The sequence below is a fragment of the Variovorax sp. VRV01 genome (assembly GCF_014852545.1).
GTDB classification, from domain to species: domain Bacteria; phylum Pseudomonadota; class Gammaproteobacteria; order Burkholderiales; family Burkholderiaceae_C; genus Variovorax; species Variovorax beijingensis_A.
On the sequence record NZ_JACVBS010000036.1, the window covers coordinates 1 to 15,043 of the forward strand.

Annotated in this window: 11 protein-coding genes and 1 pseudogene; all 12 read left to right on the top strand. The window is 64.5% G+C overall.

The features are described 5' to 3' along the window. A pseudogene (locus IB278_RS32840) lies at positions 1 to 119 on the top strand (type VI secretion system tube protein Hcp); the annotation flags it as partial. 107 nt (positions 120 to 226) lie between these two features. Then, the gene (locus tag IB278_RS32845; RefSeq protein ID WP_145738587.1) at positions 227 to 1,093 is read left to right on the top strand and encodes a type VI secretion system accessory protein TagJ; all 867 of its coding nucleotides are present in this window, start codon (positions 227 to 229) and stop codon (positions 1,091 to 1,093) included. Positions 1,094 to 1,122: 29 nt separating this feature from the next. Then, positions 1,123 to 1,650 (top strand): type VI secretion system baseplate subunit TssE, encoded by a 528-nt coding sequence (gene tssE / locus IB278_RS32850; protein WP_192328517.1) that lies wholly within the window; start codon positions 1,123 to 1,125, stop codon positions 1,648 to 1,650. Then, positions 1,651 to 3,522, top strand: a complete 1,872-nt coding sequence (gene tssF, locus IB278_RS32855) for a type VI secretion system baseplate subunit TssF (RefSeq protein ID WP_192328482.1) — start codon at positions 1,651 to 1,653, stop codon at positions 3,520 to 3,522. It abuts the gene before it with no gap. Next, positions 3,519 to 4,673: a type VI secretion system baseplate subunit TssG gene (gene tssG, locus IB278_RS32860; protein ID WP_192328485.1), complete on the top strand. Its 1,155-nt coding sequence runs from the start codon at positions 3,519 to 3,521 to the stop codon at positions 4,671 to 4,673. Before tssF ends, tssG begins: the two co-directional genes overlap by 4 nt. Beyond that, positions 4,670 to 7,399, top strand: a complete 2,730-nt coding sequence (tssH, locus tag IB278_RS32865) for a type VI secretion system ATPase TssH (protein WP_145738582.1) — start codon at positions 4,670 to 4,672, stop codon at positions 7,397 to 7,399. Before tssG ends, tssH begins: the two co-directional genes overlap by 4 nt. Before the next feature lie 19 nt (positions 7,400 to 7,418). Next, entirely contained in the window at positions 7,419 to 9,812 is a 2,394-nt protein-coding gene (locus IB278_RS32870) for a type VI secretion system Vgr family protein (RefSeq protein ID WP_225613333.1), read from the top strand. 20 nt (positions 9,813 to 9,832) lie between these two features. Next, a complete protein-coding gene (locus tag IB278_RS32875; protein WP_192328488.1) occupies positions 9,833 to 10,216 on the top strand; it encodes a hypothetical protein in 384 nt (127 codons plus the stop codon). Between the two features lie 56 nt (positions 10,217 to 10,272). After that, positions 10,273 to 12,879 (top strand): DUF2169 domain-containing protein, encoded by a 2,607-nt coding sequence (locus IB278_RS32880; protein WP_192328491.1) that lies wholly within the window; start codon positions 10,273 to 10,275, stop codon positions 12,877 to 12,879. Continuing rightward, entirely contained in the window at positions 12,876 to 13,925 is a 1,050-nt protein-coding gene (locus IB278_RS32885) for a pentapeptide repeat-containing protein (RefSeq protein WP_192328494.1), read from the top strand. Before IB278_RS32880 ends, IB278_RS32885 begins: the two co-directional genes overlap by 4 nt. A 48-nt stretch (positions 13,926 to 13,973) precedes the next feature. Further along, complete coding sequence (locus tag IB278_RS32890) at positions 13,974 to 14,636, top strand: DUF3540 domain-containing protein (RefSeq protein ID WP_192328497.1); 663 nt, start codon at positions 13,974 to 13,976, stop codon at positions 14,634 to 14,636. Positions 14,637 to 14,652: 16 nt separating this feature from the next. Continuing rightward, positions 14,653 to 15,033, top strand: a complete 381-nt coding sequence (locus tag IB278_RS32895) for a DUF4150 domain-containing protein (protein ID WP_192328500.1) — start codon at positions 14,653 to 14,655, stop codon at positions 15,031 to 15,033. Positions 15,034 to 15,043: the final 10 nt, after the last annotated feature.

Consider the following 15,043-nt stretch of genomic DNA (forward strand, 5'->3'; position numbering starts at 1 on the left):
TGCAGTTCGCGTTCCAGGCGGCCAAGGTGAAGCAGCAGTACTGGGAGCAGACCGACAAGGGCGGCAAGGGCGCCGAAACCGTGCTGGCCTGGAACATCAAGGAAAACCGGGAAGCCTGATTCCCCTTCTTGCTTGTTCCCGACCGGTCCGCGCATGCCGCGGGCCGGTCGCCTGCAGATAGTTGTCGACGGCCCCGCGGCCGTGCGCGAGTCAAAGAGGAAGTTTCATGGGCGATGGGTTTGCAGTGCTGGGCGAGCGCTCCGTGGCCGAACACACCGAATGGGTACAGCGGCAGATTCGCGCGAGTCCACAGAATGCCAGCCTGCGGCTTGCCCTGTGCCACTTTCTTGCGCTGCGGGGCGACTGGCAGCGGGCTGAAGACCAGCTCAAGCTGGCCGCGAAGATCGATCCCTCCTTTGCTCCCGCCAGTGCCACCTGCGCAATGGCGCTGGCGGCCGAGCGGCATCGAACCGAATTCTGGAATGGCGGCCGGGCGCCGGCCGTCGTGGCCGGCGAGGCCGGCTGGGTCGCGGCGCTGATCGCTGCCGCCGCGCTGCCGGCCGAACGCGCCGCCGAAGCGGCCGACCTGCGCGAGGCCGCGCGGCAGGATGCGCCCGCATTGCAGGGCACGTTGAACTGCGTCGACCGGTCGGACGCGCGCGCCGTGCAGGCCATCGACGGCGAGCCGGTGCAAAGCAGCGAGTTCGCCTGGCTCTGCGACGGCGACGTGCGCATGGGCGCCGCGCTCGAACTCCTCACGCCTTCGGGCTATGCGTGGCTGCCGCTGCCGGCGGTGCGGCGCCTCAAGTTCTCCCGTCCGCAGCATCTGGTCGACCTGCTCTGGGCGCCGGCCGAGATCGTGCTGCATGACGGCCGCGGGCTCAACGGCCTGGTGCCGGTGCGCTATCCCGGTGCGCTCGATGCGCTGGACGACGAAACAACCCTGGGCCGCCGCACCGACTGGCTGCCGCTGACCGGTGAAGACCAATACGCCGGCGTGGGCCAGCGCACGCTGATCAGCGAAGCCGGCGACCATTCGCTGCTCGATATCCGCCTCGTCGAGTTCGCGCCTGCCGAGAGTGCTGCGCAGTGAGTTCCGTCCTGCCAGCCAGCCGCCAGGCCATGGAGGCCGATGGCGACCAGCAAGAAAGCGTTGCGCGCGACCGCCTGCAGCCGGTGCTGCTCGACCGCCTGACCGACAAGCAGCCGCAAAGCCGCCAGGAGCGCGCGGGTGCATTCCTCATGAGCGGCAAGCTGCTGCGCGACTCGGTGCTGCGCGACCTGCAGTGGCTGCTCAACACCACCAATTTCGGTGCGGACCACACCATCAACGCCATGCCGCGCGCGCGGCGCTCGGTCGTGAACTACGGCGTGCGCGGCTGGGCCGGCGGACGCATGTCGGAGGTCAACTTCGCGGACGTCGAGGCGGCCATCCGCGCCGCGATCGTCGACTTCGAGCCGCGCATCATGAAGGACAGCATCGACGTGCGCTGCGTCACCGACGCCACTGACCTGGAGCACCACAACCTGCTTGCGCTCGAGATCCGCGGCACCTTGTGGTCGGTGCCCTATCCGATCGAATTCATCCTGCGCTCCGAGCTCGACCTCGAGAGCGGCCACATGATCCTGCGTCCGACCGGGGGCCTCTGAATGGACGCGAGGCTGCTGGATTACTACAACCGTGAGCTCACCTACATGCACGAGCTCGGTGCCGAGTTCGCGCAGCGCTACCCGAAGATCGCCGGGCGGCTGGGCATGCGCGGCATCGAGGTCAGCGACCCCTACGTGGAGCGCCTGCTCGAGGGCTTCAGCTTTCTCACGGCGCGCATCCAGCTCAAGATGGATGCGGAGTTTCCGCGCTTCTCGCAGCGGCTGCTCGAAGTGGTGTACCCCAACTTCCTCGCACCGCTGCCCGCCATGGCCGTGGTGCAGATCGACGGCAACCTCAATGAAGGCTCGCTGAAGGCCGGCTACGAACTGCCGCGCCACACGATCATGCGCGGGCGCATGATCAAGGGCGAGCAGACGGCCTGCGAATTCCGAACCGGCCATGAGGTCACGCTGTGGCCCATCAGGATCGCGGATGCGAGCATCGGCCCCGTGCCGGCGGAAATCGCGCATGCGATGCCCGCGGTCGCCCAGCGCGCCAGGAGCGCCATCACCATCAAGCTCGAAGCGGTGGGCGGCACCACGTTCGCCGAGCTGCCGATCGACCGGCTCGAGTTCTTTCTTTCGGGCGCGGAGCTGCACGCGCTGCGCGTGCTCGAACTCGCGGTGCACCACAGCATCGGCACCGTGTGCCGCAGCGGCCCGGGCAGCAAGGCGCGGATCGTTCCGCTCGGCGACGAAGCCATTCGCCACGAGGGCTTCGATCCCGAGCAGGCGCTGCTGCCTTATGACGCGCGCTCGTTCCAGGGCTACCGGCTGCTGCACGAGTACTTCGCGTTCCCCGACCGCTACCTGTTCTTCAGCGTGAAGAACCTGCGCGCGGCGGCCTCGGCCATGGGCGGCACCACGATGGAAATCGTGATCCTGCTCGACCGCGCCGACGCCGACCTGGAGCGGCTGGTCGACGCCAAGCACTTCTCGCTGTTCTGCACGCCCATCATCAACCTGGTGCCGCGCCGCAGCGACCGCATTCCGGTGGGGCCCGGGCAGCACGAGCACCATGCGGTGATCGACCGCACGCGTCCGCGCGACTTCGAGATCTTCACCGTCGAGCGCGTCACGGGCCACATGGCAAGCGGCTCGGAAGAGCGCGAGTTCAGGCCCTTCCTGGGCTCGTTCGCGGCCGACGACGGCGACTTCGGCGCATACTTCTCGCTGCGCCGCGAGCCGCGCCTGGTGTCCGACCGCGCACGCGCGCAAGGCACGCGCACCAGCTACACCGGCAGCGAGGTGTACGTGTCGCTCGTCGACCAGCACGACGCGCCCTTTCCGCACAGCCTGCGGCACATCACGATCGATGCGCTGTGCACCAACCGCGACCTGCCGCTGCTGCTGCCGACGGGGCTGGAGTCGGACTTCTCGCTGCGCGTGTCGGCGCCGGTGCGCGGCATCCGCATCCTGCGCGGGCCGTCGCGGCCCTATCCCGCGCTGGCGGAAGGCGCGCTGACCTGGCGCCTGATCAGCCACCTGGGCCTCAACTACCTGAGCCTGACCGACATCGACGCCACGCAGGGCGCGGCCGCATTGCGCGAGATGCTCGACCTCTACGGCAACCTGGCCGACCCGGCGGTGCGCCGCCAGATCCAGGGCGTGCGCTCGATGGCGCTGGCGCCGGTGTTCCGCCGCCTGCCCGAGCCGGGACCGATCGTCTTCGGGCGCGGCGTGGAAATCGCGCTGAAGATCGACGAAGTGGCCTTCTCGGGCGCGAGTCCCTATCTTTTCGGCGCCGTGCTGGAGCAGTTCTTCAGCCGGCACGTGTCGCTCAACGCGTTCACCGAGTTCGCGCTCTCCAGCCTGCAGCGCGGCGAGATCGCGCGCTGGGCGCCGCGCATCGGACGCCGTCCCGCCGTATGAGTATGAGCAGCACAGCCGGCCTCGCCGACGATTCGCAGCAGGCGCCGCCGATCGCGCCCGAGGACGCTGCGGCACGCGCGCCGCGCCGTGGCGCTCCCGAGGCCGACCCGGTCCTGTGGGCCGGCCTGGTCGACCAGCCTTTCGAGCACGACCTGTTCATGCTGCTGCGCCGCCTCGATGCGCACGGCGGCCATCCCTTGCTGGGCCGCGCGCCGCGTCCGCTCGACGAGCCGTTGCGGCTGGGGCAGGAGCCTTCGATGGCCTTTGCGCCGTCGAACGTCTCGGGTGTCGATGTCGACGGCGACGGTCCGCCGCGCATCTCGATCTACGGCTTCGGTTTGTTCGGCCCGAACGGGCCGCTGCCGCTGCACCTGACCGAGTACGCGCGCGAACGCAAGCGCCACCACAGCGACAACACGCTCAGCGCCTTCGCCGACCTGTTCCACCACCGGCTCATCCTGCTGTTCTACCGGGCCTGGGCCGATGCCCAGTCGGTCAACAGCCTGGACCGCCCCGACGGCCACCGCTTCGTCGACTACGTGGCGAGCCTCATGAACATGGGGCAGCCGGGGCTCAAGGAGCGCGACCGCATCGCCGACCATGCGCGCACCTTCATGGCCGGGCACCTCGTGCGCCAGACGCGCAACCCCGAGGGCCTGATCCAGATCCTGCGGCTGTACTTCGACGTGCCCGTGCGCATCGAGGAGTTCGTGAGCGACTGGGTGATGCTCGACGAGCGCGAGGTCAGCCGCATCGGCACTTCCGGCCGCAACCAGAAACTGGGCGCCGGCGCCACTGTCGGGCTGGCGGTGCGCGATGCGCAGGGCAAGTTCCGCCTCGAACTCGGGCCGCTCTCGCAAAGCGAGTTCCGCGACTTCCTGCCGGGCAGCAGGCGCCTGCAGCAGGTGGTCGACTGGGTGCGCCAGTACGTGGGCATCGAGTTCGCCTGGGAGCTGCGCCTCGTGCTCAGGAAGCAGGAAGCCCTCGGCATGCAGCTGGGCAGCGACCAGCGGCTGGGCTGGGGCAGCTGGCTCGGCACGCGCCTCTCGCCCACCGATGCCGGCGACATGCTGTTCCAGCCCGAAGCCCTGTATTCCCGTTCCGCATCGGCTGCTTCCACGGCGGCCGAGGCTTCTTCCATGGCCCTATGACCGATATCCGCCGCGTCTCCCTTTTCTCCAAGCTGAATCCGATGCTCTACAAGGCATTGGAGACTGCCACCGCCTTTGCCAAGCTGCGCGGCAATGCCTATGTGGAACTGGTGCACTGGCTGCACCAGATCCTGCAACTGCAGGACAGCGACCTGCTGCGCATCGTCAGGCGCGCCGGCCTCAACCTCGATGCGGTCGAGCAGGACCTCGTGCGTGCGCTCGACCGGCTGCCGCACGGCGCCACCTCGATCAGCGACATTTCGGAGCACGTCGACAACGCCGTCGAGCGCGCCTGGGTCTATGCGAGCCTGCGCTTCGAGGCCACATCGATCCGCGGTGCCTACCTGCTCGCGGGCATCGTCAAGACGCCGGGGCTGCGGCAGGTGCTCTCGGGCATCTCGCGCGAGTTCGACAAGATCGTGCCCGACGTGCTCATCGCCCAGCTTCCCGCGTGGACCGAAGGCTCGCCCGAGGACGACTTCGACGCTGCGGCTGCGCCGGGGCCTGCCGCTGCAGCGGCATCCCACCAGGGCGACGGCGCCGCCGCGGGCGGCTCGGCGCTCGCCAAGTACGCGAGCGACCTGACGGCCAAGGCGCGCGCGGGCGAGCTCGATCCGGTCTACGGCCGCGACGACGAGATCCGCCAGATCATCGACATCCTGATGCGCCGGCGGCAGAACAATCCGCTGCTCACCGGCGAAGCCGGCGTGGGCAAGACGGCGGTGGTCGAAGGGCTGGCCTCGCGGCTCGCGGCGGGCGACGTGCCGCCGTCGCTCAAGGACGTGTCGCTCTGGGTGCTCGACCCCACGCTGCTGCAGGCCGGCGCGGGCGTGAAGGGCGAGTTCGAGCAGCGGCTGCGCCAGGTGATCGACGAGGTGGAGAAGAGCCCCAAGCCCATCGTGCTGTTCGTCGACGAGGTGCATACGCTGGTCGGCGCGGGCGGCACGGCGGGCACCGGCGATGCGGCCAACCTGCTGAAGCCGGCGCTCGCGCGCGGGCGGCTGCGCACCATCGGCGCCACCACCTGGTCGGAGTACAAGAAGTACATCGAGAAGGATCCGGCCCTCACGCGGCGCTTCCAGACCATCCAGGTGCACGAGCCCACCGAGTCCAAGGCCGTGGTCATGCTGCGCGGCATTTCGGCCGAGCTCGAGAAGCACCACGGCGTGCTCATCCTCGACGCCGCGCTCGAAGCGGCCGTGAGCCTGTCGCACCGCTACATTCCCGCGCGCCAGCTGCCCGACAAGGCCGTGAGCCTGCTCGACACGGCCTGCGCGCGCGTGGCCCTGAGCCAGCATGCGCTGCCCGCGGCCATCGAAGACCTGCAGCGCCGCATCGAGGTGCTGGGCATCGAGTCGGGCATTGCCGGGCGCGAAGCGGCGATCGGCGTCGGCGAGCACCGGCGCGTGGAGGACATCGCGGCCCAGGTGGCTGCGGCGCAGGCCGAGCTCGACCTGCTCGAGCAGCGGCGCGCGGAAGAAAGCCTGCTCGTCGAGCGCATCGTGGCGCTGCGCAAGCAGCTGTCGCCGGCGGCGGTGCCCGTGCAGGCCGAAACGCAAGAGCAGGGCGACGCGGCGGATGAAGACGCGCCGCTGGACGCCGAGGCCGCTGCACCCGAACCCGGGAGAACACCCGAAGAGATCCGCGCCGAACTCGACCAGGCGCAGGACCGGCTCGTCCAGCTGCAGGGCGAATCGCCGCTGATCCTGGCCGCCGTCGACGCGCAGGCCATTGCCACCGTGGTGGCCGACTGGACCGGCATTCCGATCGGCCGCATGGTGCGCGACGACGCGCAATCGGTGCTGCGCCTCGGTGAAATACTTTCGGCCCGCGTGGTCGCGCAGCCCGATGCGCTGGAGACCATCTCGCGGCGCATCCGCACCGCGCGTGCGCGGCTCGACAACCCGAACAAGCCGGTGGGCGTGTTCCTGCTCTGCGGCCCCTCGGGCGTGGGCAAGACCGAAACTGCGCTTGCGCTGTCGGAGGCCTTGTATGGCGGCGAGCAGAACCTCGTGACCATCAACATGAGCGAGTTCCAGGAGTCGCACACCGTCTCCACGCTCAAGGGCGCGCCGCCCGGCTACGTGGGCTACGGCGAGGGCGGCGTGCTGACCGAGGCCGTGCGCCGCCGGCCCTACAGCGTGGTGCTGCTCGACGAGATCGAGAAGGCCCACCCCGACGTGCACGAGATCTTCTTCCAGGTGTTCGACAAGGGCTGGATGGAAGACGGCGAGGGCCGCCACATCGATTTCCGCAACACCGTGATCATCATGACCTCCAATGTCGGCACCGACCTGGTCATGCAGCTGTGCGAAGACCCGACCCTGCGTCCCGACCCCGAGCCGCTGGCGGCCGCGCTGCGCGAACCGCTGCTCAAGGTGTTCGCGCCGGCGCTGCTGGGCCGGCTGGTTGTAGTGCCTTATTACCCGTTGCAAGCCGATGCATTGCATCGCATCATTCGCCTCCAGCTCGACCGCATTGCCACCCGCCTCGATGCGAACCATGGCATTGCGCTGGACTACGACGACAGCGCCGTCGAACTGGTGGCGCGCCGGTGCACCGCCATCGAATCGGGTGGGCGGATGATCGATGCGATCCTCACGCACACCATCCTGCCGCGGTTGAGCGAGGAAGTCATCGGCGCCACAGTCAGCGCGCGCAAGCTCGCCGGCGTGCGGTTGAGCGCGGCGAACGACGATTTCCACTACGAATTTTCTGAACGCTGAGCGAAGAAGGGAATAAGCCATGCCCAACAGAGTCGTCAAAGCCCACACGCCGCTGGGAGAAGACCAGCTCCTGTTCCGATCGATGCACGGCACCGAGGGGTTGTCGCAGCTGTTCGAGTTCGAGGTCGACCTGTTGAGCCCGAGCGTGTCGCTCGATATGAAGGCCGTGCTGGGCAAGCCGCTCTCGCTTGAAATCCAGACGGCCGGCGAGCCTCGTTTCCTGAACGGGCAGATCGTTCGCTTCACGATGGTCGGCAAGGAGGGCGGCACCTCGCGCTACGTGCTGTACCGCGCCACGGTGCGGCCCTGGCTCTGGTATCTCACGCGCACCAGCGACTGCAAGATCTTCCAGAACAAGTCGGTCGTCGACATCCTCGAGGAAGTGTTCGCCGACTACAACTTCGCCTTCGAGAAGAAGCTCAGCGGAAACTACCGCCAGTGGGAGTACTGCGTGCAGTATCAGGAGACCGACTTCGCTTTCGTGAGCCGCTTGATGGAGCACGAAGGCATCTACTACTACTTCAAGCACGACAAGGGCGAGCACACGCTGGTGCTTGCCGATGACATCGGCGCGCACGACACCCTGCCGGGCTATCCGAAGATCAGCTATCTTGCAGCCGACCGCAACCCGGACCCGTTCCAGGAAGTGATCGACCAGTGGCAGGTGACCGAGGAAATCCGTCCTGGCACCTACGTGGTGGACGACTACGACTTCAAGAAGTCGAAGGCCGACCTCATGGGCATGCGCAGCCAGCCGCGCGGGAATCCCCACGACACCTACGAGATCTACGAATGGCTGGGCGGCTTCAGCGAGGTCGAGCAGGGCGAGCACTACTCGCGCATCCGGCTCGAAGAGGCGCAATCGCAGGCCGAACGCGACGTCGGCCATTCCAGCGTGCGCGGCATGGCGCCGGGCTACCGCTTCACGATGCAGAACTGCCCGCGGCAGGACGACAACCGCGAATACCTGATCGTGTCGGTGTCCTATGCACTGCGCGAAGGCGGGTACGAGAGCGGTGCGGCCGAGAGCCACTACAGCTTCAGCTTCGCCGTGCAGCCGACCTCGTATGCATTCCGTCCGCCGCGCGTCACGCCGATGACCCGCACCAACGGGCCGCAGACCGCCACCGTGGTGGGCAAGGCGGGCCAGGAATACTGGGTCGACCAATACGGCCGCGTGAAGGTGCAGTTCCGCTGGGACCGCTATGGCAAGAGCGACGAGAACAGCTCATGCTGGGTGCGCGTTTCCAGCGCCTGGGCTGGCTCGAACTACGGCGCCGTCAATCATCCGCGCAAGGGTCAGGAAGTGATCGTCGATTTCATCGGCGGCCACCCCGACCGGCCGATCATCATCGGCCGCGTCTACAACTCCGACCAGATGCCGCCGCTCGAGTTGCCTGCAAAGGTCACCGTGAGCGGCTTCGTGAGCCGCAGCCAGGACGGCACGCCGGCAAATGCCAACGAGTTCATCCTGGACGATGCGCCGGGCTGCGAGCTGGTCCGGATTCATGCCGAGAAGGATTTCGAAATCGATGTGGAGGCGGACGAGCGCGACACCATCGCCGGCGATCGCACGACTACGATCACCGGCAACGAAGCGCTGACCGTTGGACAAGCGCGCACAACGACCGTCAAGGCGGGCCTTGACCATGCGATGTACCGGACCGGCTCGAAGCTCGAAGTGTCGGGTGGATTGACCGAGCATTTTTTCAAGGATGGCATCGAGATCACGACCGACAAGGGTGCCACGGAGACCGTGCAAACCGGCACTTCGACGGTAGAGGTCAAGGCAGGGTTGCGCCACGAAACCTTCGACGAGGCCCTGCATGTGGACGTGAAGGGGGGAATGATCGAGCGCGTGAAGACAGGTGACTCCACGCTCGAGACGTGGCAGGGCAAGCGGTGGGAGAGCTACAAGGCGGGTTGGGACCGCAAGATACTGAGTGGCGGGGGCACGGACAGCATCAAGGACGGCCTGACGGAAACTATCGAAACCGGCGACCACATTTCCACGGTTTCGGCGGGCAACTACGAGGGAAAGGCAAAGGCCGTCACCATTGAAGCGACAGAGGGTGACGTCAACATCAAAGCCTCGGGTGATTTCACCTTCGAGGGCAACCATGTCAAGCGGGTGAACCGCTTTCTGCTTTGGGACTGGTCCCCTACGGCCATCACCATGACCGGCATATCAAGCGGAACCTTCGGGGTTAACAACAGCAACTCTGTCTTCGCAAATTTCAACAATCTGACCCAAGTCATTACGGCGGGCGTGAAGTTCGACCGCTTCAGCGCTTCCTGCAGCGTAGGTGTCTATACACAGACCGTGACAGCGGTGCACACGCCGAATCCGGGAGTCGAGTTGAATGTCGGCGCGTTCCATATTTTTGCCAAATCGTTTTTTGGCGTGCTGTAGGAGTGCAAAAAGGAAGTCGTGTGAGCGTCTACTTTCCCCTGCTGATCGTTGTTGCGCTGATACTTCTGGTCTTCTTTGTCTTTGCCGGCGGACGAAGCTTTGAAAGAAGGATCAGGGGCAGTCATGCATTGCAGGACGAGCGAACCCAACAAATACTGAACACTGGTTCGCCTGTGCGAGCAAGAATCCTGTCGATTTCCGACACCGGCGTACGTATGCGGCCGCACTACATCTACGCGGAAGTGCACTTCCGGATATATCCGGAAAATGGCGCCGAGTACGAGATGAAAACTTTTATCTCGGTGCCCGCACTGAAGATCCCAACATTTGTCCCGGGCCGAGAGATCTCTGCACGAATCGATGCCCAGACAAAAGAGGTAGCCATTGACTACACGAAGCAGTAGATATTCGTCGCTCGTGCCTGCGCAGTTGCAAAGGATGAGTTGGCCGATCTCTTGATATGAAGATTGTCAAACCCTTTCGCCTCAGCATTCTTTCCCGTCCTTACCGCTGGCAGCAAAAAGACGTCCTGGGCATATCGGTCATCGCCATGATCGGGCTTGGCGACGATCCTCAGCTTCTGTCGGAACAGGAACTTTGGGAAATGGTCGCGGAAGAAATCGGAGCAGGCGCGGTTTTTGACTTGGGTGTTCCCAAGGGAGAACCCGAGTTCCTCGTGAGCGGCCACGCCTACACGGCGCATCAGACGGAAAAATCCGCTTGTGCCGTCCGCATTCGTGTCGCCGATCTCGAGAAATCGCTGACCGTCTTCGGCGACCGCTATTGGCTTGGCGGCAAGTCCACTGATCCACAACCCTTCGACAGCATGCCTGTCGATTGGAGCCGCGCCTACGGCGGGCCCGGAGTTGCGGAAAACCCCCTGGGCATCGGGACTGTGGACGAAGTGGTCAACGGGATCAGCACCCGGCGCCTCCCGAACGTGGAAGATCCGCGCCACCGGATAACGAAGCGTGACCAGCATGCCATTGCCGCCGGGCTGGGGGGAATCCCTCCCGACTGGCCGCAACGCATGCGCCTGATGGGAACCCGGTACGGAGCGGACTGGCTGCAGAATGGATTTCCGGGGTTCGCCGAGGACATGGACTGGAGATACTTCAACGCCGCTCCTGCGGACCAGCGGTGGCACGCACGCCAGGAGTTTCCACCGGGCGCAGCATACGAAATCATGAACATGCACCCGGAGATTCCCGCCATGCGCGGTCGATTGCCGGATTGGCAAGCGCGCTGCTTCAGCAGTTTTCGAAAGGATGGTGCCGACCTGCAGGAAACGGCTCTACGCCTGACCACTGCATGGTTCTTCCCTCATCGAGAGCGCGCAGCACTCGTCTGGCACGGCACGCTCGCTATCGGCGAAGACGATGCATCTGATGTAAAGCACATGATGCCTGTGCTGGAGTTGCGCAATGAGCCTCGGCCTCTAAAGCACTATCAGGATGTGCTGCTCAAGCGCCTCGACCCGGAAAACAATCCGGGGCACCTGTTGCGCGACAGCGACCTGGCGCCAAAGAGTATTCTGGGCGCTTGGAAAGCCGCCCAGATACCTGATGTCTTGAACAGGCCGATGCCGAGAAATCTGCAAGCCGGCCGCCTGCGCGACTACGAGGCGCGCCGTCTCGAACTGATCGCCGAAGGGTTGGATCCCGAGCAGTACATAGCGCGGCCATCGCAAGCAGAGCAGCTTCCAGAACTGGACGAGTTGCCCGAATTCCTGGAGCGCATGGAGCAACAGATCGCGCAGGCAAGGCGGAAGGCGGAGGACGCAGATGAGGACAAAAAACGTCTCGATGATCTCGGTGAAAAGATGGCTCGCGAAGCGGGCGTGGAATCGCAGAATCCGACCTCGACTCACGTCGATCCCGATGAACAGATCCGCCAGCTCGATCGATTCGACGAACTGCCGCCGCTTGCCGACGATGCCACAGCGACGGCGCTGTCGGACCGAAAAGATCTGAAAGAGCGCCTGTCGACTCAGATTCGCGAAGGCTATCTTTATTCTGCGCACCTTTCGGGCCGGGCTCCGCCGCTCACCTCTTTCCGGGCGGCCAAGATACGTCGCCGACTGGAAGCGCAACCCGGAGAGCGGAATTTCTCGGGCTTGAACCTCATTGGCGCGGACCTGTCCGGCATGGACCTGCGTGGCGCGAATTTTTCGGGAGCAACATTGACCGATGCCAACCTGGATGGCGCACTGCTGGACGATTGTGATTTCTCGCGTGCGGTTCTGGTTCGCGCGAACATGGCCCGGGCATCATCGATTCGTGGACGGTTCGAGTCTGCGAATCTAGCCGGCGCCCTGCTCGATGAAACGGTCCTGTCGCACGCACAGTTCCGCGACGCCAATTGCCAGCGCATCCACTTCCGAAAATGCAAACTGGATGGTGCCACCCTCGAACGGGTGGATTTTCAACAGAGCGTATTCACCCTTTGCGATATGCGCGGATGCGAATGGCAGCAGATGAGCCTGTTGCGGCTGACCCTGGAAGACATCGCGTTCGACGAGGCGACGCTCAGCCAGTCCGTCTGGTTGGAGTGCAGGTTGCTGCGTGTCTCGTTTGCGGGTGCGAAGCTGACCCGCTGCGCCTTCGTTTCGACGGATTGCAGCCAGGCTGTCAATTACGCCGGAGCTACGCTGGAAGCCTGTGCGTTTGCACAGGACACGTCGCTGGTTTCCGTGTCGTTCCGCGGAGCATTGCTCAAGCAATGCAGTCTGAGAGGATGCGATCTCACGGGAGCTGACCTCAACGACGCGCGACTCGATACCAGCGACTTGTCGGAATGCATCCTTCGTACTGCGCAACTCGACCGTGCGGTTGGAGGCGAGAGCCTTTTCATCCGCGCCGACTTCACCGGTGCGTCAATGCGCAGAGCTAACCTGATCGATGCGAATCTTTCCAAAGCAATCCTAAGTCTGGCTGATTTGAGCGGGGCCAATTTGTTCCGGGCAGATGTCTCGCAGGCCCTCGTCGATGCAACGACCACACTCGAGGGAGCCTACACGCGGGGGGCGAAGATATGGCCGGCACGTCGCACCAAAGGCGCGGCATGACACTGGATGAGTTGCAAGACCGCATCCGGCACGGCAATCCGGTCATCGGTGTCGACGGTAGAAACTGGAACCTGAGCGGCTTGGATCTTTCAGGTGCGATGCTGGAACGAGTCAATCTTTGCGGAGTCGACCTGTCGCGCGCAAACTTGGAAGACAGCATGCTCTCGCATTGCCTCATGAGCCGATGCGATCTTTCGCAAAGCAGTCTGAAAGACACCCGGTTCTTCAGATGCGCCCTGCAAGAGGCGCGGATCGACCGAGCCATGTTGGAAGGGGGAAGCTTCGTGGAATCCGACTTGGCTGGGGCCTCGCTGGATGGAGCGAGCCTCACGCAGGTGCTGTTCGCCAAATGCCAATTGAGGGGGGCGCAGATGAGGGGGGGGCGCCTGGACAAGGCGAGCTTCGTTCAGTCGGAGCTGAACGGCACCTGCTTCACGGAAGCTGCAATGACCTTTGTGTCCTTTCACAAGATCGATCTCACAGGGGCGGAACTTCTCAGGGTCAGCTGTGAAAGCGTGGTGTTCGCCGAGTGCGACCTGAGCCGCCAGGTCTTTGCCGGCCAGGCGATCAGGTTGTGCCAGTTCACCGACGCCAGGATGGACCAGGTCGACTTCACCAACGCAAGCATCGTGCAAAGCAGTTTCAAGGGTGCATCGTTGCAGGGTGCATCCTTCGCGGCCGCCGATGGCCGCAATACGATATTTGCTGAAGCCGATCTTTCCGGTGCCGATTGCCGACGTGGACACTTCGATCAGTCCATCTGGGTAGGTGCCAAGCTGGAGTCTGTGAATTTCAGCGACGCGCGATTGCCCTTGAGCGTTTTCCATCGAGCCCGCTGCGCGCACACCGACTTTCAGCGGGCCGAGTTGCAGGATGCGGATTTTTCGAACTCGGATCTGACAGGCTCGAACATGAGCGGTGCGCACTTTCTTCGTACGCGCTTTCATCGTGCGGTGCAGGAAGGAGCCCGCTTTTCCGGGCGTGGTGGCATCATCGAAAACGAGCCGGAGTTGTACAAGGCGCAAGCCTGGTCGGACTCGCATTGAGCTTCGAGTCGCGTCCATTCTCCAATCAACACCAAAAGGGAATCCACCATGAATGTCGTTCCGCTGCGTTCCGTTCCCCATGAGTCGACTCCTGTCCACTTCATTGGACGACTGACAGCCTTCATGTCCGATGGACGGCTTGGTGTCGAGGATGAGGATGGGATTGTTTGGTCATGTCGCCGCGCGGCGAGCTGCCTGCTCAAGCCCGAAGCAGGTGACACCGTGCTGTTGTCCGGTCCCGATCCTCACCGCGTCTATCTCATCGCCGTGATCGAGCAGGCAGACGCGTCGGCCAGCCGCATCGACGCGCCCGGCGATCTCACACTGGGCGGAGGCCTTGGGACGGTGTCCATCCAAAGCACCGGCAACGTCCGTTTGCAAAGCGGAGCCACGTTGGAGATGGCGAGTGCGAAATGGGCGCTGCAGGCCAGCCAGGGGCATTGTCGGGTGAACGAAATGCACTTCACCGCTCAGGCGGCCGACGCGACGGTCGGTCGACTGCGGATGGTCGGCAGGGTATTCGAGACCGTGGCGGATCGGATCGTGCAGATGGCTCGCAATACGCTGCGACTGACCGACGAGATCGAGCAGGTTCGCGTGGGGCATCTGGACTGCAAGGCAACCGACACCGTGCGCATACATGGCCAGCACACGATAGTGACAGGCAAGGAACTGGTGAAGATCGACGCGTCGCAGATCCACATGGGCTGATCAAGGAGGCTCAAAAATGTTTGCCAATTGCCAACTGATGGGAATGGACCTGGCCTTTCCGGACGTCTGCCGGACGCCGGTGCCCGTTCCATTTCCGAACATGGCGCTCGGGCCAATGGCCATCCCCAATGCCTGGAACATCCTTTTCATGGCGATGCCGGCGCACAACATGGCGACCACCACTCCCATCACACTGGGCGACCAGCCGGGCGCGCTGGGTGGGGTCGTTTCGCAAACGTTCATGCAGCAATCGCGGCATATCACCGGAGCATTTACTGTGCTGCTCAGAGGAACGCCAGCGACCCGGGTAACCAGCATCACAGTTCAGAACCGCTGCAACATGGTGGGCATGCGCATCGTGCCGAGCCAGTTCAAGGTGCTGCTGCTCGCACCCTGAAAAAGCGGCG